The sequence below is a fragment of the Paenibacillus polysaccharolyticus genome (assembly GCF_900102085.1).
Classification (GTDB): domain Bacteria; phylum Bacillota; class Bacilli; order Paenibacillales; family Paenibacillaceae; genus Paenibacillus; species Paenibacillus polysaccharolyticus.
Genome location: NZ_FMVM01000008.1, coordinates 232,219 through 256,853 on the forward strand (window position 1 = coordinate 232,219; position 24,635 = coordinate 256,853).

The 24,635-nt window shown below is 46.6% G+C and carries 7 protein-coding genes; all 7 read left to right on the plus strand.

Translation table 11 applies throughout. From position 1 onward, the window contains the following. Window positions 1-16: 16 nt before the first annotated feature. The 7 genes from BLQ13_RS13165 (at window position 17) to BLQ13_RS13195 (ending at window position 24,565) form a co-directional block, all read left to right on the plus strand. Window positions 17-11,548 (plus strand): non-ribosomal peptide synthetase, encoded by an 11,532-nt coding sequence (locus tag BLQ13_RS13165; RefSeq protein ID WP_090920345.1) that lies wholly within the window; start codon window positions 17-19, stop codon window positions 11,546-11,548. A 22-nt stretch (window positions 11,549-11,570) separates the two neighbouring features. Continuing rightward, on the plus strand, window positions 11,571-18,551 hold the full coding sequence (locus BLQ13_RS13170) for a non-ribosomal peptide synthetase (protein ID WP_090920350.1): 6,981 nt from the start codon (window positions 11,571-11,573) through the stop codon (window positions 18,549-18,551). Window positions 18,552-18,639: 88 nt separating this feature from the next. Further along, the gene (locus BLQ13_RS13175) at window positions 18,640-19,899 is read left to right on the plus strand and encodes a macrolide family glycosyltransferase (RefSeq protein WP_167375725.1); all 1,260 of its coding nucleotides are present in this window, start codon (window positions 18,640-18,642) and stop codon (window positions 19,897-19,899) included. Between the two features lie 33 nt (window positions 19,900-19,932). Further along, a complete protein-coding gene (locus BLQ13_RS13180; protein WP_090920356.1) occupies window positions 19,933-21,177 on the plus strand; it encodes a macrolide family glycosyltransferase in 1,245 nt (414 codons plus the stop codon). A gap of 481 nt (window positions 21,178-21,658) precedes the next feature. Continuing rightward, window positions 21,659-22,468, plus strand: coding sequence for an alpha/beta hydrolase (locus BLQ13_RS13185; protein ID WP_090920360.1), 810 nt, complete (start codon window positions 21,659-21,661; stop codon window positions 22,466-22,468). Window positions 22,469-22,516: 48 nt separating this feature from the next. Next, window positions 22,517-23,035, plus strand: coding sequence for a MarR family winged helix-turn-helix transcriptional regulator (locus BLQ13_RS13190; RefSeq protein ID WP_090920366.1), 519 nt, complete (start codon window positions 22,517-22,519; stop codon window positions 23,033-23,035). Window positions 23,036-23,209: 174 nt separating this feature from the next. Then, window positions 23,210-24,565, plus strand: coding sequence for an FAD-binding oxidoreductase (locus BLQ13_RS13195; protein ID WP_090920369.1), 1,356 nt, complete (start codon window positions 23,210-23,212; stop codon window positions 24,563-24,565). Window positions 24,566-24,635: the final 70 nt, after the last annotated feature.

Here is a 24,635-nt window from a genome sequence, read left to right on the forward strand (position 1 = left end):
GAGAAGGGGAGAGTCGATGAAAAAAAGTTTGTTGCCTCGCCGTACGAAGGAAGATCATATTCCAGCTGCAGTTATTGAGGAGCAGTCAGGTAAGGATATTGCGGTGATCGGCATGTCGCTCAAAGTCCCTGGTGCGGATTCACTGGATCAATTCTGGAGCAATCTGTGTCGCGGTGAAGATTGGATTCGTGAAGCTCCAAAGGTCAGAATGTCAGAGGGGGGAATAAAGGCACCACGACGTGGTTATTTGACCGAGATTGACACGTTTGATGATTTTTTCTTTCGTATCCCGCCTAAAGAGGCAACGTTAATGGACCCGTATCAAAGGTTGTTTCTTGAAATTGCATGGAGTGCGATTGAGGATGCAGGCTATGGCGGGGATCGCATAAAAGGAAGTCGGACTGGTGTTTATGTCGGATCAGGACATGAAAATGAATATAAACAAATGATCTCTTCTTACAATACAGATCTGTTGTCGGCAGCTGCAGTAGGAAACATGTCCTCTGCTATAGCGAGCAGAATCAGTTATTTGCTTGATCTTAAAGGTCCAAGTTTGGTCATTGATACGGCCTGCTCTTCATCGTTAATGGCTGTTCATCTAGCTTGTCAGGCACTGCTCTCGAGAGAGTGTGACATGGCTATTGCTGGAGGCATTCAATTAATTCTAGATCCACAAGCCGAACAGCCTCAGATCGGCATTGAATCCCCTTCGTCTAAAGTCAGGGCGTTCGATGAAGAAGCTGACGGGACGGTAAGAGGAGAGGGCATGGGCGCTATTCTGCTTAAACCTTTGTCCAGGGCCATTGCGGACAATGATCTTGTATACGCCGTAATTAAAGCAAGTGTCTCCAATCAGGATGGTAAATCCATAGGCATTACATCACCTAACCGGGCGGCTCAAGAACAGCTTCTTATTCGTGCTTGGGAGCGTGCGGGTATTCACCCAGCTTCATTATCCTATATCGAAACGCATGGTACGGGAACACCTATAGGCGACCCGATTGAGGTTCGTGCTATCCATAATGCGTTCCGTCTGTATACCGATAAAGTCCAGTTCTGTGCGATCGGCTCACTTAAGCCCAATATCGGACATTTGTATCATGCCGCTGGCATTGTTAGTTTTATTAAATCAGCGTTGGCGCTTCATCATGAACAGCTTCCGCCTTCGCTCTATTTTGAAAAGCCCAACCCGCAAATCGAATTTGCGAATTCTCCTGCATATGTCAACGCTCACTTATCGGATTGGAAGAGAGGTACGGATGTACGCCGATGCGGAGTAAGCTCTTTCGGTATGAGTGGCACCAATTGTCACGTTGTGCTGGAAGAGGCAAGCGAAAGAAAGGTTGTTCTTTCGCCGAATACAGAGAACGGACCTTCCTTGTTTACTTTATCTGCCAGAACGCTAACCTCTTTGCGGTCTCTGATTGATAAATATCGTCTTTTTCTTCTTACATCTGACCCACAATCTTTTACAGACATTTGTTATACCTCGAATATTGGTAGAGGCGTGTATGAGTACAAACTTGCAGTAATAGCACATCACCATCAAGAGTTACGGGACAAGCTGGCATTTTTGCAGTACGAGACTTTCACCGGGCAATACGGTGAATTGGCGGAGGGAATCTGGTTCGGTGGACCTGAACAGGATGGCTCTTCAACTTCCTCCGACCTGAACTTGAACGTTGCCAAGCCAAGTCTGGTAAATGTTCATGTCTTGAATCAGATCGCTACCCAGTATGTTTGTGGTCAACCCATCGATTGGAAAGGTCTCCATGCTGGAAGCAACAAGCGTGTAGTTTCAGTTCCGACATACGCATTCGATCGACATCGCCACTGGATTGTTCCTGTGATGGTGGAAGAGAGCAGTGGGGGAGTACCCCACAAACCGGAGGATAAAAAGGAGAATTCAACGATGGAACATCGGGTTGTCCAGAGCGCAAATATTCATTTTTTCACAAGCGCGGTACAGGAAATGATATCGAATATTTCAGGGTACTCCCCAGAAAACATCGGGATAAATCGAAACTTCATGGAGCTTGGCATGGATTCTATTTTGCTGGTCAATGTCAAACATGCAATCAAAAATGAATTTGGCGTAGATATTCCGATGCATCTGTTTTTCGAAGAAATGTCTACCGTCGCTGAAGTAGGGAAATATATTGCCAGTCAATCTCAGCAATTGCCAGAGTCTCCGATTCTAAACGGGCAAACAGAGGATAAGGGAGTGCCTCAGGATGCCGTACTTTTGCAAAATGTATATGTACATCCGTATGCAGCGTCATCAGAGGAAGAGCGCGAATCGAGTAATCTATCCGTAGCAGGTTCAGGTCTGGAGGGCATTGTACAGAAGCAACTGGACTTGATGACTCTCCAACTTTCCATGCTACAGGCAGGTTCTGCAGGATCGGAAGCTTCTGCAATTCGTTTGTCGGCGGCGACAGCGGTACAGGCGAATAAATCGGTGGAAAAAGACTATTTCGACAATTCGACGGATAGCCAGAGCGTGCCCTCTAATCTTACAAAAGAACGTGTACAGACCAATCGGCCCTACGTCCCGTTCCAGAAGCTTGAAACGCATTCGAAGACAGGATTGAGCCCTGTGCAAGAGCATTTTATAGACGAATTTATCTCCAGATATACTGCCAAAACAGTTCGATCACAGCTTCATACACAAGCATTCCGTAAAGTGGTGGCCAATAATCGCAATGTGGCAGGTTATCGCCCCTACTGGAAGGATATCGTCTATCAGATCGTTGTTGATCAGGCCGAAGGATCTGGCATTACGGATATCGATGGGAATCGCTATATTGACTTGACGATGGGCTTCGGTGTGAACCTGTTCGGCCATCAGGTGTCTTTTATTAACGAAGCAATGCAAGAGGCTATGCAAAAAGGAATGTGTGTTGGCCCGATCAATGCAGCGGCTGGTCAGGTTGCGTCTGCTTTGCATCAATTGACTGGCGTAGAACGTGCTGCGTTTTTTAATTCCGGGACAGAAGCGATCATGGTTGCCATGCGTTTGGCTCGAGCGGCTACAAACCGAAGAAAAATAGTGATCTTTTCAGGTTCTTATCACGGTACTTTCGATGGTGTTTTGGCTATGAGTGCAGGACTTGGAGGCAGTAGCACACCAATCGCTCCAGGGATTTTGCAAGGTATGGTGGATGATCTGATTGTCCTGAATTACGATCATCCCGAATCACTGCGGATCATCGAACAGCGTGCTGGAGAGCTGGCAGCAATACTTGTAGAACCGGTACAAAGCCGTAGGCCAGACATTCAGCCAACCGCTTTTCTCAAAAAGCTGCGTTCGTTGACCGCCACAGAGGGCATCGCTTTGATTTTTGATGAAGTCATCACTGGATTTCGGATTCATCCTGGAGGTGCACAGGCATGGTTCGGCATTGAAGCCGATATGGTGGTCTATGGCAAGGTGGTCGGTGGAGGTTTGCCGATTGGCATCGTCGCTGGAAAAGAACGATATTTGGACGGCATAGACGGAGGGATGTGGTCTTTTGGGGATTCCTCGTTCCCTCCGCATGAAGAACGGAGAACATTTGTAGCCGGAACGTTCTGCCAGCATCCGTTGGCTATGAATGCTGCTCTGGCAGTCCTGCAGCGGTTGCAGGAGGAAGGTCCGGCCCTTCAGGAGCAATTGAACAGGAAAACGGCGGCTTTGGCAGACAGATTGAATCATTATTTTGCAGAAGAACTGGTGCCGCTTGAGATTGTGCATTTTGGTTCCTTGTTCCGTTTTGTGCAAAAGTCTGATCTGGAGCTTCTGTACTACTTGTTAATCGAGAAAGGAATTTATATTTGGGAAGGCCGAAACTGCTTTTTATCCACAGCTCATTCGGAAGCGGATATCGATCGTATTGTAGATGCCGTGCAATCAAGCGTAGAGGAATTGCGAAGTGCCGGATTCCTGCCTCCGAGTTCACCGACCTCGCCGGGAGGCGGGAGAAAGCAAGCCGGTAAAGCATTGACCGTAGAAGTGGGGAGACAAGCCGAGCCCCATCCGCTTACATCGGAACAGACGCAACTCTGGTTTGCATCTCTGGCCAATGACCATATGAGCGATGCTTACGTGGAATCTGTTGTACTTCGTTTGGAAGGAGCAGTGGATAGCGAAAGGTTACGGGAAGCCGTTCGTTATGTGGTCCAAAGACACGGGATGTTGCGAACCCATTTTTCTAACGATGAAGGGTTGTATTACACGGAGCTGTTTGAGAATGTAGCTTCGAAAATTATGTTTGAAGAAGCGGAAGATATAGAAGAGTCAAAGGGTTTGCCCAGATCCATTCAACAAAAATGGACCCATGGATTTGATCTGTCCAACAGTCCTTTGATCCGCTTTTGTCTGTTACATCATGGACAGCATCAGTATAGACTCATCATGCAAGTGCATCATTTAGTAGCAGATGGCTGGTCCATTGTTCACATATTGAAAGAGATTGCCGGATATTACACGATGCAAAATCGGTTGCAGTCTCCTGACCCTGTATTGTTTTCTGCATTTGCACAGTGGCAACATAATCTGCCGCTGGAGGAGAAGCAACATGCTAGGGCGTTTTGGACTAAACGACTCTCCGCTCCGAAGCCGGAGTTGGTTGTATCTGCTAGACTCGCTTCGGAGTCTGTCTCACTCTATCCGGGAATGCGTCTGTACAGGAACTTAAATACTGAATTCACGGCAGAGTTGAGGGCATTTGGCAAAAAAAAGGGTGTCTCCTTATTTATGCTTATGCTTGCGGCATACAACATGCTGTTATCTCGAATTTCAGGTCTCCAGCAGATCACGGTTGGTATTCCCGTGGCTGGTCAGCTCCAGATGGGGCTGCCACAATTGGTGGGTCAATGTGTCAACTTACTGCCCTTTTCAAGCCATTTGCCAGCTAAGGTAGAACTATCCGAATACGCGACACAAGTAAGGGGCGAAATGCTTGAGCTACTGGAGCACCAACGTTGCTCTTACGTAGATATCGTTACAGCGCTAGTCACGGAAGGAGAGTCTGTTTATCCTCCAGTCATCAACACCATTTTTAATTTTGACAAAACGCCTGAATTTCACTTCGAAGACCTGAGAGTACAGCTTGAGTCGTTTCCGCCATCGTCCTTCAAATACCCGATCAGCATGAATGTTCTTGAGGTGGATCAAGAATTGGTGCTGGAATTAGATGTGGGGGATGGAGTATGTGGACGGGAAGAGGCCGAAGGCTGGCTTGAAACATACACCTTATTACTGGATACGCTTGAGTCCAAAGTATGGAAGGAAGGAGAGGCAGAACCAAAGTTTCGGTGTAGTAAAATACATACTTTGTTATCGACACCATCGTTTGTTTCATCCGAGAAGCTTGCTGCTTCCCTTAATCCGTACAGAAATGATCTCACTGCCGAGCAAGCTCGGAAAAACGTAAACGATAGAGCTGCAGGGTATACCCCTCCGGTTACGGAAATGCAGATCAGGATTCATCGGATATGGCTTGAAATGATGAAGCTGGAAAAAGCCAGCATTCATGATCATTTCCTGGAAGTGGGTGGTAATTCACTTGCAGCGACAGTCATTACGGTTCGACTTCAGGAAGAGTTAGGGATCAACGTTCCGCTAAGTCTGTTGTTCCGCCATCCAACGATCGCCGAGTTAGCACAGGTGTTGGACGATGTTTCCACGGCTGAATCCCTTCGGATTCCGAAGGCGCGTTCAGCCGATTGCTACCCACAGTCCGCTTCTCAGCGTTCGATCTTTGCTGTAGAGAAACTGGGTAGAGCAGGTACGGCCTACAACGTCACCGGACTGATCACTGTGGAGGGCTCGCTTGACCTACAGCGCTTGAAAGTGGCGGTCAACTTGCTGGTGAAAAGGCATGAATGTTTGCGAACCATTTTTGATCTGGATGAAGACGAGCCGGTACAGCGTGTGGTCAGTGAGTCATTCATGGAAATTCCCATGCATTTGCTGGGCAGTGATACGACGGAGGAGATGATCCTTCGCACGATTCGGCCGTTTGACCTCGAACAAGCACCGCTGATGCGGATGGAGTACTGGACTGAGCAAAAGGAATCTGGACGGCAGTATTTGCTGATGGATATGCACCATCTGATCGCAGATGGATTTTCAGCGAATCTGCTGCTGGAAGAGTTAATCCAGTTGTATGACGGTCAAAGTTTGCCGACAGTCACGTTGCACATGAAGGACTTCACCCAATGGCAGTTGGGCCGCTTCGGCGCAGGAGATATGAGGGAAAGCAAGAAATACTGGGCTCAGCAGTTCAAGGACGGAATACCGCGGCTGGATTGGGGAATTCATCATCAGCGACCTTCTATACGCAGTTATGAAGGAGAAAGATACGGGTTCAAGCTACCTGACGAAATCCTGGCACGTATCAAGGCATATGCCGCGGCTGAGAAAGTCACGTTATACAGCTATTTTCTAGCTGCATATAAGGTGATGTTGTCTAAATATTCTGTTCAGGAGCACATCATGGTCGGCACAACGGCATCGGGACGGTTGTATTCGGATATCGAACGAACTCCCGGTATGTTCGTCAACACCATTCCGTTGCGAAGCGATCTCGCCAGCAACCAGTGGTTCTCCAAGCTGGTCCATGAAGTGCAGGTAAATGCGTTGCATGCATTGGAGCATCAGGAATATCCGCTGGAAAAATGGATTGCTATCGAGAACGAGGAGCGGGATTCGGGTCGGAATCCTTTGTTTGATGCGGTCTATGTTTACCAACATCAGGCTCTTTCTATCGATCCGCAAATAAGTGGTGGTGTCAAGTTCACGGCTTCCGAGTACAAAAACAGAATGGCCAAGTTTGACCTGACACTGGAAGTTGTAGAGAAACAAAATGAACTGCATCTCGATCTTGAATATTGTACGGCAGTATTTCACCCTGAAGCTATAGAAGCAATGGCTGGACACTTGATTGCCATTTTGGAAGCTGTGTCCCATCAACCCGACGTTTCTATCTCGGAAATCAGCATGCTCCATGCTTCGGAAACCAAGCAGTTGCTCCATGAATTTAATGAAACGGATAACCAGCGGCTCCTTGATCAGCCGATATTCGTTTTATTTGAAGAACAAGTTCAACGTACACCAGATGCAATAGCAGTATCTTGTGCAGGCGTGCAATTCACCTACCTTGAGCTTAACATGAGAGCCAATCAATTTGCTCAGGTGTTGAAGGAGCAGGGAGTGCTGAGGGAGATGGCCGTTGGCCTGGTTATGAGGCGATCTCCCGATCTGCTGGCAGCCATCTTCGGTATATGGAAAGCAGGTGCCTGTTATGTGCCGATCGATCCATCGTACCCGAAAGAACGTATCCGTTATATATTAGACGACTGTAAGGCACAGTGGGTCATTGCTGATGCAGCCTATGAGGAATTGTGCAATTTTTCGGGTTCAGTAATATTGACGGAGGAAGTGCACGGAAACGTACCTTTAACACCAGTGAACCTCGAACAGATTGCCGGGCCTGACGACCTGGCCTACATCATCTATACATCAGGTTCTACGGGCAAGCCCAAGGGCGTTATGGTAGAACATCGAGGTTTGACCAACTACATTCGTTGGGCAGATCAGACCTATGTACGAGGGGAAAAGATTTGTTTTTCGTTGTATTCATCCATTTCATTTGACTTGACGGTAACATCGATGTTTACACCCCTATTGTCAGGGAACCAAATTATTATTTATTCGGAAGATGTGGAGTTTGCGCTTGAACGGATTTGTGAAGATGGTGAAGCGGATCTCATTAAATTAACGCCTTCCCATCTAAAACTCCTGTCTCTGTATAACACAAAAGGATCAAGCTTGAAGCGTTTTATTGTAGGTGGTGAAGCATTTGAGAGCTCTGCGGCAGCGGATATTATCTCTATGTTCGGTCCGCATGTTGAAATTTACAACGAGTATGGCCCTACTGAGACGGTCGTTGGCTGTATGATCCATCAATACGACCCTGCTGAACCATATAGCGAGGTGCCTATTGGCTGGCCGATTGACAATATGCGGTTATATGTTTCCGATGAACAAGGGAATTTGCAGGCGAAACATCTTCCCGGAGAACTGTGCATTGCCGGTGTTGCCGTAGCCAGAGGATATGTGAACCAGCCTGAGCTGACCGAGGAGAAGTTTGTATCGGACAGATTCCATGAACCGGGCAAAGTTTACCGTACCGGAGATCTGGTGCGTTGGTTGCCAGCAGGTGGAATGGAGTATCTAGGCAGAATCGATGAACAAGTTAAAATTCGGGGTCACCGCATTGAAATGGGAGAGATTCGCAATTTGCTTCTCGCATATTCATCTATTCGAGAAGCGGCAGTGATTGTCAAAGAGACGGAAAGTAACGGAAAGCGTTTGTGCGCTTTCTATGTCTCGACAGAAAAGTTGGAGATTGCGGAGCTGGAAAGGTACCTCTCGACGTATCTGCCTCCATATATGTTGCCGTCCGAATATATTCGTTTGGATCGACTCCCGCTTTCTGCCAATGGAAAGGTGGATATCAAGAAACTGCCTGTTACGTTGGCAGAACCGACTCCGTTCGAGCATCCATCCCTGGTTGAAATCCATGGTGAGGCGGAGTTGTTGCAGGCATGGCGTGAAATACTCAGAGCGCCTGATGCCAGCAGAGATGATCACTTTATGCGACTTGGCGGGGATTCGATCAAGGCGATACAGATTGCGGCTCGCATGAAAAAGTGTGGATACCGGCTTGAATCGGCTGAAATTTTACGTTTGAAAACGGTGAGCAACATCGCCCCAATGCTTATAGCGTTGGAAGAGACATCCCCCCGTAAAATTTCAGGGCCTGTAGAGGGTGATGTACCTCTGTCGCCTATTCAACACTGGTTTTTCAAGCAAAATTTTACCGAAATGAATTATTGGAATAACAGCGTGACGCTGATTAGTGTTACGAGGTTTAGCGAACTATTTGTCAGAGAATCACTCCGATTACTCACGGTTCATCATGCCGCCCTGCGAATGACATTTAAGCGAAATGGCAACCACATTCAGCAATCTTGTCAACATTCAGACCGGCAGGCTTTTGCATTCCAAGTAGCCGAGTCAATAGAGGAGACGAATAGCGAGCAATTCAAGGCTGTCAAGGAACGAATGATGGAAGAAATGCACCGGGCAATGGATCTGGAGCATGGGCCATTAGTACAGGCGGGCCTCATTCAGGGGTCAGATCGGGACGAACTAATCTTTACGATTCACCATTTAGTCATCGACGCCATTTCCTGGCGCATTTTACTGGATGATTTTTATGATATCTACATTGCTCTCGAACAGAATATCCAGCCAGTTCTGCCTTCTATATCCGATTCTTATAAGGATTACGCACAGAGAATGCATACGTATGCTGCTACTGGTGAATGGAAACATGAAGCGCAATATTGGAAGAATGAAATGGCGCGACCAGTTTCGTCACTCATTGGGGACGGGATACACACGAAGGGTCAGGTTCGAGATAGTGAAGTGGCAAGTCTTTATTTTACACAAAAAGTCACTACAACCCTCGTACAATCGGCGACCGAGCGATACGAGGCGGATACCGCGTCTTTGTTGCTTGCTGCCTTAGGTACTGCAATGGAGGCAATGGGTGTTCGAGATGGTCTATGGGTCAACATGGAGGGACACGGCCGGGAAAGTTTCGGTGAAGCCTTAGATTATTCACGAACAGTCGGCTGGTTTACATCGCATTACCCGATTTATTTGGATACTTCAGTAGCCCAAATGCCACACCTTTATGTTGCACAGCTTCATCGTGAGTTGCAGCTTATCCCTCACAGGGGTGCTGGATATAACGTAATGAAGTACATGCTGCCCGAAGCAGTGACCAGATCATTCCATGGATTTGAGATTGAGCCACAGATTTGCTTCAACTACCTTGGTGAAATGGATGACCGTCGTTATCAAAATCTGTTTCGGCTTTCGCAGCTTCCGATGCACGGAACAGAGAGTCCAGATGCAGACCGCCCATTTGCAATCACTTGCAATGTGCTCTTATCGGACGGGCGGATGCTGGTGGAGTTTGATTACAATAAACATCAGTTCCAAGCAGAAACCATCCAGAGAATGTTGCAAGGTTTCCTTAATGGTTTGCAAGACATGATGTATGCCGGTGAGGGAGAGATAGTTACAGAAGAGGAACACGATGGATTTCAGCTGGTACCTTCTGCAGAAAGGGAGGTCCTTGAGCAGGTAGCGCCTTTTCCAATGCTCAAAGCTTATCCGCTGTCACCTATGCAGGAAAGTATGTTGTTCCATTACCTTCGGTTTCCGGATTCCACGGCTTACGAAGAGCAATGTGTCATTCATTTGCAAGGTGACCTTGACCCAGAACGGCTTAGAGACTGCTTTCAGCAGGTGGTTAATCAACATGACATTCTTCGTACATTTTTTGCCTTGCGTGGGCTCGAACGGCCGCTTCAGGCAGTGGCGAAGTCATGGAATCTTCCCTTTGAGTTTATGGATTGGACGGCGGAACATGGCGGATGTGAGCCCGAGAAGTTTCAACAATATCTTCAACAAAATCGTGAACGGCGCTTTAATCTATTTGGTGAGGTCCCTCTGAGAGTAACACTTATTCGATCAGACGATAACGCGTATAGTCTGGTTTGGAGCTTTCATCATATTTTGCTTGATGGGTGGAGTGTGGGCCTTCTTCTTAGTAGCATCTTCGATCTATATGCCGATCTGCCTGATGTACGATCACTTGTCTCAGCGCCGCACTATGGGGAATACATCGGGTGGCTTGAAGGGCGAGATCCTTCTGTGGCTGAATCGTACTGGGCGACGTATTTAACGGAATACCGAAGTAAAAATGTGCTACCACGGTTACATGGATCAAGTGGTGAGTATGTACGGGAGGAACTTACCCGTAACTTGCCAGAAACGCTCCAGGAAGCACTTAAGCAATTATCCGCCGAATACGGTTTGACGCTAAATATTTTGTTTCAGGCTGCTTGGGCGACGGTATTGCAGAATCTCAACGAAACTGAAGATATGATCTTTGGCGCAGTTGTATCGGGCAGGAGTGTCGAGGTGCAAGATATCGAGAACATGATGGGGCTATTCATTAATACGATTCCTGTTCGGGTAAAGTCAGCATCGGGTACCTTTTTGGAACTCGCATCACAACTTCAGTGGGAACAGATGGAGAAAGAACCCTATTCCCATATTCCACTATCTTCGATCCAAAAGTCTGGCGGCGGGGCAGTTCTGGATCATATCCTTGTTTTTGAAAATTATCCGCTGGAACTGCAGCTTCCTTCCGGACTGGAGATGGTAGATTACGATTTACATGAGTATACAAGCTATGATTTTAACCTGATCATTGAGCCGCATGAGAACTTCCTCATTCGATTTGTATATAACAATGCCGCACATAGAGTAGAAGAGCTGGAAGATTGGATGAACTGTCTGCTCATTGTTCTCAGTCAAATCAGTGAAAATCCGAACGTGTTGTTGAAAGATCTTTTCCCGGATGAAATTGTAACGAGTTCAGATGAAGGAGAAAGTCTAATTAAATTCCATTTCTAGACAACCAGGGGGATGAAGTGACATGGATCGAACGTCGCAAAAAGAGGCTGTTTCCGCACAGGAACTAAGATTGCAAAAGAAGCACTGGGTAAAAAAAATGCTGGCACTCAAAACGGAGGAAACGTTGTTCACGTCATCCTTTACACCTCAGCATGAGAAGTCCGCTGTTCAATCCTACCCGTTTGAGTTGGCACAGAATGTAAGCGAACGGTTGCGCACCATGAGCGGGGAATCCAAAGAAGCTCTGTTTTTGATTTTACTGACAGCTTTAAAGACTCTTCTTCACAAGCATACCAGCAGTGATTCGCTTACCGTTGCTTACCCGGTGAACAGAATACAAGACACAAGCGAACGTTCGCCGGAGCCAAACTGGATTCCACTCATCGACCATTCCCCGAAAGGCTGTACTTTCCGGGAATGGCTAAATGAACTTAAATCGACATATATCGAGACAGTCAAACACAGTGATTATTCGATGGACCGCCTTGTAGACGATATGAAGGTTGTCCATGACCGGGATTACGCCTTTCTTCAACATATTCGTTTTTCCATTCAGGGGATGTACAACGTAACAGATGTAGAGAGTGAGACGCTGGGCATGCGGCTTCATATGTATTGGAGTCAGGACAAGCTGTGCGGTGTGTTAGCCGGCAATACCCGCTTCTTTAACACCGCTGATTTGGAGCGTTTTGCGAAACAGTACGGGGTTATCATTGAACAATTAATAGAGAACCCGGATCGTCCGGTGGAGGCCAGTGGTGTGCTTGCTGGACTAGAACGCGACCGATTGTTGAACGAATATGCAACAGGGCCGCGCCGGACCTATGGTTCCAGTGTAATGGGTTTGTTTGCGGAGCAAGTCCAGCAGACACCAGAGGCTACAGCCATCGTGACATCGGATGCTTCGATACGTTATGCAGAGCTGGAGGAAAAAGTAAACCACTGGGCTACTGCATTGATTAAAGACGGAACAAAGCAAGGGGATATCGTAGGACTTTACCTTGACCGAAGCCTGGAGACGGCCATTGCAATCTTAGCCGTGTGGAGGGCGGGGGCGTGTATTTTGCCAATAGATGTGCAGACGCCCGCAGAGCGAGTTCGATTCATACTGAAAGATGCCGGGGTAAATCGTCTGCTCACACAGGCCCTTTATGTTAGTCTTTCTTTGTTCCAAGACGTGGAACGATTACTTTCGTGTGAAGACCTGGATGCAGCAAGTAATGATGGTGAGATCCTTGCTCCCATCACGGCTGAACTGCCCGCTTATATTATATATACTTCGGGAACAACCGGGAATCCAAAAGGAGTAGTCGTATCTCATGGCGGACTGGTCAATTCAATCGCATGGAGAAAAGAAGAGTACGCATTGGGAGTAGAGGACAACACGATCCAGCTCTTTTCCTATTCATTTGATGGCTTCATGACGGGATTCTTGACCCCGCTTGTATCGGGAGCAAGTCTCTTTATGGCTACTGAAATTCAGGTTAAAGATCCACTACGCCTGAAGCAATTGCTTATCGTATATCAGATCACTCATTTTATATGTGTGCCTTCGTTGTACCGCCTGCTTTTGCAACAGATTAAACCAGAAGACAAACTGTGTGTGCACCTTATTACGCTTGCAGGGGAGAGTGTCTCTCCTGCACTGATTCAGGAAAGCAGAGAACGGCTTCCGGATGTGAAGATATACAACGAGTATGGTCCTACTGAATCCAGTATCGTCGCTCTCTGTAAAAGAGATGTGGAACAGGGAGAGAAGGTGACGATTGGTCGTCCGATATCGAACATGCGTGCATATATTCTCGATCATTGGAACGAGCCTGTTTCGCCGGGAATCGTTGGGGAACTTTGTTTGTCGGGTCCGGGTCTGGCTCGCGGTTATCTTAACCAGCCTGAGCTTACTGATCAAGCTTTTGTACCCAATCCGTTTATTGCGGGTGAGCGACTATATCGGACTGGAGATCTGGCCAAATGGACGGAAGAGGGGGAGATCTGTTGTCTCGGGCGCAAGGATGCTCAGGTGAAGTTAAGAGGATATCGGATTGAGCTTCCCGAGATTGAACAGTGTCTTCAGAGCTACCCAGGTGTTCAAGCGGCAGCGGTTGTATGTGAGGAAGAAGAAGGCATTCCCGTGCGATTGATTGCTTATCTTCAAACCGACGACATCAAGGCTGTGGAATTACGAGATTACATGGCAAGAGAGTTGCCTTTCTATATGCTTCCGGCGCGCTATTATCGACTTCATCAGCTTCCGCTGTCGGAAAACGGAAAGTTGGACAAGAAGGTGATCTCTTCCATGGATTGTATCAACCTGGATGTTGAATTCCGAGAGCCGGAAAATGAAACGGAACAGAAGTTATGTGAGATATTTGCTGATGTTCTTGGATTGAAGAGGGTATCCGCAGATGAGAATTTTTTTACTGCAGGAGGACACTCCCTTAAAGCGACGATGCTGATGTCCAGAATTCAGAAAGAATTCCGTGTGGAGATCAGTGTAGATCATATTTTCGAAAAGCAGACCGTCAAGGCGTTAGCGGAAGTGATTACTTTAAAAGAAATCAGTACTTGTCCGGCCATTTCGCCTGCAAATCAGGGGGTGCATTATCCTTTATCTTTTACGCAAGAGCAGATGTACAGAATGTTCTGTAATGATCCGCATTCAACCGCTTATAACATGCCGGAGGCTCTTGTTATCGAAGGGGATTTCGACGATCAGCGACTTCGGTATGCGCTTGAGGAACTGACGAAGAGACACGAAATTCTTCGAACGACTTTTTATGCAATCAATGGTGATCCTGTTCAGGAAGTACACGATGAGAACGTCGTCTCACTGGAGTATTCTGAGCAGGCTTCAACTGATCTTGAAGAAACGATAAGACAATTTATCCGTCCATTTGATCTGGCAAGACTGCCGTTATTTCGAGCAGGAATAACGAAGATGGGGCCGAGAAAACATCTGCTTCTGATTGATCTTCATCATATCGTAGCTGACGGAGCCTCCATTGGCATATTCATCTCAGAACTGGCGAGCATCTACAATGGAGATTCATTACCTGAGATTAAACTTCACTACAAGGATTTCTCGGTATGGCAGCATAAACAGAAAGAGGATCGTGCATTTCAGGCTCAGGGGCAGTATTGGACAGATCAGTTCAAAAACGGAGTTCCCGTGTTGAGTCTGCCGTATGATCACCCTAGGCCGAAGCTTAAAGGTTTGGAGGGTAGCAGAATTAACTTCACCGTTGATGCGGCTCGCACGTCGTCTCTGAAGAGGCTCGCTGCCGCAAATGGCGTTACGTTATTCATGTTGCTCTTGACAATCTACCAGATCATGCTCTCCAAGCTGTCCGGACAGAAGGAACTGGTCGTTGGTTCGCCAGTCTCTGGCAGAACACAGGCTGATCTGGAACACACGATGGGCATGTTTGTAAATGTGGTTCCCATCCGCGCCGAGGTGTCACCGCAATTACGTTTCACGGAGCTCCTGACTCAGGTAAAACATACGGCGCTTGGTGCGTTTGAGCATCAGGCGATACAATATCAGGATTTGGCACGGAACTTGGGATACACGCCAGATCCCAGCCGTAATCCGATGTTCGACACGATGTTTGTCCTTCAAAATATGGCTGAGAATCGTTTTGATTTTAGAGGACTGCATTTCTCACATGTTGGCTTCGAGCAAACGGTGTCCAAATTTGATCTTACTTTAGCCGGGTTTGAGGGCGGGGATGGTGTGTTGTATTTCGATTTGGAGTACTGCACCCGTCTTTTCCAGAGGGACAGCGTACTGCGTTATGTGGACTATTTTATGCATATTATGCAGACCGTTATAGAACATCCTCAGATACTGGTATCGCAGATGACGCTGCTACCCCAAGCTCTTTTGCATGAACAATGGAAGGGGCTTAACAATAAGAATCGATATGATGCACCTGACCTGACTCTACTGGAGCAGTTTGCCTTGCATGCCAAACGATCTCCCTACAAGGAAGCTTTGTTGTTTGGGGATTCACATATGACGTACGAACAGCTGGACACACAGTCAGAACTATGGGCTAACTGGTTGCGCTCAAAGGACGTGGGCCTGGAAGATGTCATAGCGGTCAGAATGGAGCGTTCCTTTGAACTTGTCATTGCGTTTCTGGCGGTACTTAAGGCAGGAGCGGTATATCTGCCAATCGATCCGGAATTTCCGGCGGATCGCACATCATACATGCTTCAGGACAGCGGAGCAGTGCTAATGATTACGGATCAGGCAGATACACAGCATACCGCATATCATATGCCTGTTTATCTGCCTCATGATATGCAATTTACCGATGTGAACACAAACAACGCATTGCACAGACCACAAAGAAACAATCTGGCTTATATTATCTATACTTCAGGGACTACAGGCAGACCTAAAGGTGTGGCGCTAGAACATGCAGGACTAGCTAATCTTTCGACACTCTTTATCTCTACGCTCGGAATACAGTCCGAAGATCGCATTCTTCAATTTGCTTCTTGCTCTTTTGATGCTTCAATATGGGAGTTTACCATGGCATTTACTACCGGAGGAACACTGTGTTTAGTATCAGCAGAGACCATTGCTGATCCGGTTTACTTTGAACGGTACGTGGAAAAGGCGAATGTTACAGTTATGACGCTTCCGCCTCCTTACATGGCACGTTTGCATCCTGAGCATTTACCTGGTCTTCGCCTCATGATCACAGCTGGTTCAGAGCCGTCATCGGCCATGCTGTCGACATGGAGCCAGCATATGCGCTGTGTGAATGCTTATGGACCAACCGAAGCATCTGTATGTGCAGCGATATGGGAATATCAACAAGAGGCCGATATGTTATCTGTGCCTATTGGATACTCCATCCCTCATAGCAGACTGTGCGTTGTAGATGCAGAACTGAACCCACTGCCTGTCGGGGTTTCTGGAGAACTATGCATCGCAGGTACTGGACTTGCCCGGAGTTATTTGAATCTGCCGGAAATAACTGCGAGACAGTTCATCTCCTCAGACCTGCCAGGGTTTGAACGGATGTATCGCACGGGAGATCTAGCCAAACTGCTACCAGATGGCAGGATGATATACCAAGGTAGAATGGACAATCAGCTTAAGATTAGAGGATACCGTGTTGAACCAAGTGAGATTGAGGCACGACTGCTACAAATAACAGGTGTTCGTGAAGCCGTTGTATTGCCTAGAATGTGGGAAAATGAAAATTCACTAGTAGCCTATTACACGGGTGACCATGCACCAGCATCGCGCGAACTGAAGATCGAGCTTACGACTGTTCTTCCTCATTATATGCTTCCATCATTCTTGGTGAAGTTGGACGGGCTCCCTGTGACGTCAAATGGCAAGGTAGATCATGGTGTACTTCAACGTTTGGAACTGTTGCAAGAGGCGGGGGAGCTATCCCGTATGCCGGAGAATGAACTGGAGGCAACGATCGTTCGTGTGTTTGAACAAGTCTTGAATGTTCATGGAATCGGAACTGATGACTTGTTTCACGAACTGGGTGGCGATTCTATCTCGGCAATGAAAGCCAGCTTTTTGTTGAAAGAGCAGGGGTTGGCTCTGGATGTGAGAGACTTGTTAGTTCATCAATCTCCTGTTGCTCTAGGGAAACGGTTACTTCAAACTACATCTGAAGATGATCAGCAGCTTCAATCGGAAGGTTTACCAGAACGAATATCAGGTCGAGCGAAGACATTCGGTTCACAACAGAAGCAATTGCAACAGGTTTTGGGTGATACGGAACAGAAGCAACTGATGGCTGCCCGTGCAACCATTGCAGATCAACAAGAGGTGTACAGAAGACAATTGGCCGCAGAGGTGGAATTGGCCATATTGCCTCTTACCGCTTCCCAGTCCACACATCTCGGACGCGCAGAAAACGTTGGTGTTGTTCTGCATTTCCATGCCGACAAGACATATGAGGATATCCATCAAGCCATTCATGGATTGGTGCAGGAGCAGGAAATGATGAGGTGTTTGTACAATGGCACTAAGGCCAAAAGTTGGAGCTTGCGGGAGCATCCTGCCGGATATAAAGTACCACACGTCAAACTTGAGTCAACCTGCTCCGAAGCAGTAATGGAACAATTGGTTTCGGAATTGTACTATGACAGATTTGAAGAGGATGGACCAGACCGTTTGTTGTACCGAATGGTAGTCATTGAGAACAGCAGAACCGGAGCCAAAGTTTTTGTGTACTCTTCTCATCATGCTTTATCCGACGGGTTAAGTTGCAGTTTAATTGCTGAGGTATTAACAGGGGCGACATCCACGTTGCACGGGGAAAAACATCCTGTCCGATATCGTGATTACCTTCGACGGATCGAGGAGGGGCCGATCGGAATCAGCTTTATGGAACTGGAGCGTCGCTTCGAACTGGGAACGTATCGTCAGCTTCTTCTAGGCATGAGTAACAAGCTCGCGGAGTTCTCGGCCCAGAAGAGTACATCGATCACGTTGAAATGGGAACTTGCAGAAGGAAACCCGGAGGAAGGCTGGCTGAAGGTGCTCGGTTTGCTAGCGGTTTTTGGACGGGAATATCTTGAACTACAGCATTTGCCTGTACAATTGGTCAGCAGTGGAAGACGATATGGGGAGCATACCTATTATCATCTTGTCGGTAATTTTACGGACTATATTCCATTGGTGCTGGATACCCATTCCCCAGCGGAGCAACTCTTGCAGCAAATTCAAGCATTGAATCAAACGACTTCCGCTCACCAGATCCGGTTCACTGATATGGAAGATCAAGGCAGAGGCAAGGGGATTCTGCTCAATTATTTTGGAGCTATACAAGCGGAACCAGAAGATAACGTCATACCTGATGGGGGACCTTCTTTTGCAGAAGCGGCTGATCATTATGGGATCTATTTCTACGTCAGACATGTCGGTTGCAACATGCAAGTGCATATCGCTCTTCCATTCGAGACGAGTGCCGCAGAACTGGAGAAGAAACTGACAGCAGGAATGATTACGGTGCAGTAGCTCAAATCACTAAAACTTTCTTGAAATCTCCGGGCATGTTGCGATGTTCGGAGATTTCAGACTTGATGTACGAAAGGGCGGTGCAGCAATGGGCACAACCGTTGTGTTCAGTTTTCCGTATTTTGGTCATGTTAATCCTACCGTGAGGTTGGTTCAAGAACTGGCCAACCGAGGGGAACAGGTCTATTACTATACAACAGATGCGTATATGAAATATGTACAAATGGAAGGCGTGATATGTCGAAGTTACGGGGATGTGCTTTCACTGTTGGACGAAGAGATCCCTATTCTTACGACAGATCCGTTGAAAGTGTTGGACCAGCTTGTTCCACATAAACTGAATAAACATCAGAAGATGGTCCGTTTACTCCTTGAACAGGTGATGGAGGATGATCCAGACTACATTATTCGGGACTGCGAATCTTATTGGGGGAAAATGATTGGCACTATGCTTGATATTCCGGTGATTTGTTATATCACTACCATTGCTTTGAATGAAACGATGATGGATCTTCATCATGACTATTTTGTTGCCAATGTATTCGGAAATACGACAGGACGTATGGCGTGGCTTCCCGAGTCGGGCAGTTTCAGCGAATATTTGAATGAATATACAAGGCAACTCTCTCTTCCATATTCTGTAGAATATAGGGCGATCGATGCCTTTTCCGGGGCGGACGACCTTAATCTTGTTTTTACTTCACGGGTTTTCCAGCCATTTATAGAGTCGTTTGGTTCGGATTATCTGTTTCTGGGTCCGATGATTCGTGAGGAGAAACAAGAGGGCGGAGACCTGCCGCATGTTGAACCCGATCTGCCTGTAATCTACATATCGATGGGAACCGTGTATAATGACTGTCTTCTTTTTTATCGAAAATGCATCGAAGCATTCCAGGAACATCGGTGGAACGTAATCATGTCTGTCGGACAGCGAATCTCTCTTGAAGAATTGGGGGAGTTTCCCGAGCATTTTACTGTTCGATCCCATGTTCCTCAGCGAAGACTGCTCAAATATGTGGATGTGTTCATTACACATGGAGGTCATAACAGTACCAATGAAGCACTCTACCACGGAGTGCCTATGCTGGTGTTCCCGCAAGCAGCGGATCAGTTCGCTGTGTCCAGCCGGATTGAGGCATTGGGGGCAGGAAGCATTGGCGATAGCCAACACTGTACACCTTCGGACATTTCGTTTATGACGGAACGTATCCTCCATGATAAGGCTTATGCTGAGTCCTGCAAGAGGGTAGGAGAAGAGATCCGTAATGAAGGCGGAGTGAAGCTGGGCGTTGACAGTATTTTTGCGTATCTTAACGAAGGAGTTCTGATAGGTAATACAAATGAGTAATACTTGTGAATTGTATGACGAAGGGAGTTCGCTATGGCTACGGTAATGATATTTAGCCTTCCATTTTTCAGCCATGTTAAACCAACCTTACCCCTTGTTGCAGAGTTGCTGGCACGTGGAGAGACCGTAATTTATTATTCGGATGAACAATATAGAGGATTGCTTGTCGATTATGAAGTGGACTTTCGAAGCTATGGGAATATGAGAGAGTTGTTTGTGGACGACAATGATCCGGGCCTGTTTCTGAGCAACCCGCAGACGATGCTGGAGCATCTAGTCCCTGGAGTGATCCAGAAAAGCAGAGCCGTTCTTCATGCGATTTTGGCAGAAGTTATAGCTGAGCAACCGGACTACATTGTCAGGGACAGTGACGCTCATTGGGGCAAACTGATTGCAGAACTGCTTGAGGTTCCAGTGGCCTGTTATGTCCTAACGTTTGCGATCAATCAGGCGCTTTTGGAGAAAGACCATCATTTTCTCATACACAAGGTATTCAGAATCCAAGAAGGCTATGCATTTGCAGACACGACGGCTAGCGAACTAAACCGTTTGGCGGGAGAACTGGCTGAAAGACATCATATTCAAGACTTTGGCCTGGTGGATGCGTTTAGTGGGAATGAAGAATTGAATCTAGTATATACGTCAAAAGTATTCCAGCCACATTCGGATGTGTTTGATGACCGTTTTGTGTTTATAGGTCCACAGTTCCCTAATGTTAGCTCTGAAATGCTTCAATCCATGAGGGAAAGAACAAAACAGCAGCATGAGCTCCCCCTGATTTATATTTCGTTTGGCTCCATCTACACAGATCGCCCGGATTTCTACCTGAAATGTATCGAAGCTTTCAGATATAGCGAAGCCCAAATTATGATGTCCGTAGGAAAAAGCATTGATATTTCATCCTTGGGAGACATTCCGGAAAATATGACGGTATCTGCATTTGTTCCTCAGTTGGAGATTTTAAGCAAGGCAGATGTTTTTATCTCTCACGCCGGTTATAACAGTGTGTCCGAAGCACTTGCATTTGGCGTGCCGATGATTCTGTTCCCTCAAGGGGCTGATCAATTTGCAATCGCATCGAGATTGGAAGAACTGGGGGTCGGTGTGTATGGCCGTGATATGAACATGCCTGCTTCAGATCTAAAGGACATGACGTTTGAAACGATGAGAAGTGAGAAGATGAGAGCTGAAGCGGTGAGATTGGGGAGCAGTTTTTTTGAAACGGGAGGTATGGTGGAGGGCGTGAGTAGAATTTTGGAATTCGTCGAACAAACATAAGATGCAGGCTTATCATCCAACAAACGTTGTTAAGATAGAATTTATCTAGAGTTAGTTTATTTAAACCCAATGCCAATGCTACAAGATCGGAATCACTGCTTATGATTTTGCGCATGTTAAATGCGAGTCTTGGATTTACACTGGATATAGAGTAGTAATAGAACCAGCACAAATACAGAGCAGTAATACAAGCAGTAATACAGAGAGAGAAGACAGGTACTGTTAAACAGTGCCTGTCCTTTTTTTATTGTTGTTACGTTCATCAGAAATTATAAGCGGAAAAGAAGAAGAACTAGACTTTTTTGACCGTTTAGGAGCACAAAGTATGACATGCCTTAAGAAGATGTGCTTCCGTAAAAATTTAATTGTAAACGCTTTAAAAATTCGTGGACAAACGATTCATAAGGGTGATATATTGTTTCTGTAAGAAACAATATTATTTATAACGAATATAAAAATGAATAAAAGGATGGGATACACGATGAACAGCATCGAAACAACACTTAAATCCTTTGACGGAACACAGCTTTATTTCAGCAAAAATTTAGTTGAAAATGCGAAGGCCGCCATAGTCATTGTACACGGATTGGCAGAGCATGCCAGCCGCTATGATTATTTGACAGAGAAATTGAACGGCCGTGGATTCAACGTATACCGTTTTGACCATCGGGGTCATGCAAGATCGGAAGGACAACGAACATTTTATAGTGATTTTCATCATCTGATTGATGATGTCAACGCTGTAGTGGAGGTTGCACTGGAGGAGAGCGGCGATACGCCACTGTATATTATTGGACATAGTATGGGCGGTTTTGCTTCTTCATCATTTGGTACGAAATATCCGGGAAAAGTGAAAGGTATCGTATTATCAGGAGCGCTTACTCGATTTAATACGAAAGTGGCTGGAGAACTGCCGATGGCTCTGCCAGCAGGCACGTATTTCCCGAATGAACTTGGAAGCGGAGTATGCAGTGTTCCTGAGGTTGTATCCGCTTACGCTAATGACCCGCTGGTAGAAAAGCAGATTTCTGTAGATTTGTTTAACAGTCTGGGGTATGGAGTAGAATGGCTGAAAGAACATGCGAAGCAATTCGTTGATCCGGTGCTTGTGTTACATGGTGCGAATGATGGGCTGGTTAGCGAAAAGGATTCCCGTGACTTTTACGGAGATATCGCTTCGGCAGATAAAACACTGAAAATCTATGCACATCTCATGCATGAAATATTTAATGAGACAGCACGGGATGAAGTGATTGAAGAAGCGATCTCATGGATTGAAAAACGAATCTGATTTCAGTAGAGTAATAGAGAGAGAATTCGAAGACGAAAGGGATTACGCATGAAATTAGATTGGATGGGTGACCATCGGGAGCTTGTTGAGAAGATCATCAAATACGGCAATGCTTACTCGAACACCTACAAGCTGCAACGAAGCTACGGAACAGATATGACATTCTCTGCAGCCCAGATTCAGACACTTGAATATATTCTGGAAGCAGAGGATCAGGAAGAGAAGATGTCCGAGATGGCTGCTCGTTTGGGCGTTAGCCGCAGTACCTTTTCTAAAAATGTGAAGAATTTGACTGAAAAAGGACTACTTGAAAAATATCATCTGAGTGGTAACCGCAAAGATATTTACGTCAAACCGTCAGCCAAAGGTCGAGAGGTATACACGAAGTACACCGCATTTGTTCGTGAGCTTTGTTTTGATGACATATTTAAGCTCGCAGATCAGATTACGGAAGCCGACAAAAAAAGCTTTATTCGTATCATGGATCTGTTCGCTGATGTGCTTGTCTGGTATGGTGAAAAAGAACAAGAGCCGCGGAAACTCATCAAAATCGAACCGGATAGTTGATGAAAATTACGAAATGAAAATTAATTCCCTTACAGCGGTCTATACGCTTTAAGGGGATTTTTTTGCGTATAGGACATTCCACAGCCCATTCCCTCCGCGAATGTCGTTCATACAGTATAAAATGCCTAATGCAGAAATGCTGTATAACGATGCTAAACGCAGGGAGTGGGATATGTGAAAACCAACAGTAAAACAAAACTAACCGGACGTGTCATATTCAAGGGCGACCCAGGGTATGAGGCAGCACGTAAAAACTGGGACCCGCATACCGACAGGTATCCTAAAGTCTTTGTTTTTGCTCAAAAAACGAAAGATGTCTCCAATGCCATCAAATGGGCTCGTGAGAACAACGTACCGATTCGGCCGCGAAGTGGAAGACATGCGCTTGAGGTTAATCTGTCACAGGTGAATGGCGGGATTGTCATTGATGTCAGTGATCTGAACACCATCAAGCTGAACAAAACAACAGGAACAGCCGTTGTGGGAGCGGGAAACCGAGTTGGCAGAATTGCACATACACTCGCACGTCAGGGATTCATTGCTCCATTCGGGGATAGCCCAACCGTTGGTATAGGTGGTATTACGCTTGGGGGAGGGATCGGGCCTCTTCAACGAACGATCGGTCTGATCAGTGATAATCTGCTGGAATTCGAGATGGTGGATGCAAACGGGAAAATCATTCGTGCGAACAAAAAATGTAACGCTGATCTGTTCTGGGCATCGCAAGGTGGTGGCGGAGGAAACTTTGGAGTCTATACCCGTTACAAATTCAAAGTACGCCGGGCACCAGCCAGAGCGACAGTATATCGGATCACCTGGCCTTGGGCTCAGTTCGAGAAGGTACTCAAAGTGTGGCAAAAGTGGGCGCCTTCCGTTGACACCCGGCTCGGGAGTGAGCTGTCTATCGGTCCCAAAAAAGGCGGCAATGTCAGTATGGAAGGTTTGTTTCTGGGTTCTAAATCCGAGGCACTGCGTTTGTTAAAGCCGATGACCAGCACGGGCACACCATCCCAGACGATCATACGTTCAGTGCCTTATACAGAGGCGGTTACTTTTCTTCTACCTCCAGATCCTGTGCTTACTCAGAGATACAGCAATCAATTTTCTTCCGGATTTGGACGAAAGCCGTTCCCGGATCGGGCAATCAAATCGATGCGAGCGTTTCTGGAAAATGTGGAAGGCGAATTCGCCGGTTTCTTTTTCCTCAACTGGGGCGGAGCTGTCAGTCGTAAATCACCTACATCTACAGCATTCTACTGGCGTAAAGCCAAGTTCTATGTGGAATGGAACAGCTCCTGGACGAAACCGTCCCAGGCAGCCAAAAATATTGCCATTGTGCGTAACACACGCCAAAAATTACAGCCTTACATCGTCGGTTCCTACATTAATGTACCGGATCAAGGCATCAAACGCTCAGGTCCGGTATACTACGGGGCGAACTACGCGAGATTACGCAGAGTCAAAGCCAAATACGATCCCCAAAATGTGTTCAACAACCCGCAAAGCATTCCTCCGGCTCGTAGCCTGTAGTTAGATCAAAGGAAGCGGGATCAATCGAATTGGTCGAATTGAAAAAAAGGATGTAATAGAAAAGGAGCCG